This is a genomic window from Gluconobacter sp. P1D12_c (genome assembly GCF_018812105.1).
In the GTDB taxonomy this organism is placed as follows: Bacteria; Pseudomonadota; Alphaproteobacteria; order Acetobacterales; family Acetobacteraceae; genus Gluconobacter; species Gluconobacter oxydans_A.
In genome coordinates this window covers 1-442 of the sequence record NZ_JACSIQ010000487.1, presented here as the reverse complement: position 1 = coordinate 442, position 442 = coordinate 1, and the positions used below count along the sequence as shown (strand labels likewise).

Genomic DNA, 442 nt, shown 5'->3' with positions numbered 1-442 from the left:
TGTCACAGGTCCGGCTTGATGCACATGGTCTTGTGATTTCGCCTCTGAAAGCAATTACACCCCCTGCTGTGGAAGAGTTGAGGCGGGCGGCTTACGACCGGCTGCCACGCATCAAGATTACTGATCTTCTGCTGGAAGTGGACCGCTGGATCAGCTTCACCGACTGCTTTACCCATCGCCGTTCCAGCCGTGTCGCGGATGACAAAAACGCCCTGCTGACGGTGATCCTGGCGGATGGGATTAATCTTGGTCTGACACGCATGGCCGACACCTGTCAGGGTGCCACCCTGCGCCAGTTGGCGCATCTGCATGACTGGCATATCAGCGAGGCCGGATACGCCGAAGCCCTTGGCCGTATGGTTGCAGCCCATCGTGGGCTGCCCCTGGCGTCACTCTGGGGAGACGGCACATCGTCCTCAAGTGATGGTCAATTGTTTCATGC

1 protein-coding gene is annotated in these 442 nt (G+C 58.4%); it reads left to right on the top strand.

Features of this window, described 5'->3' with window-relative positions; genetic code table 11:
- On the top strand, window positions 1-442 hold a 442-nt coding region (locus tag KP705_RS17805; RefSeq protein ID WP_215765248.1), incomplete at both ends, for a Tn3 family transposase.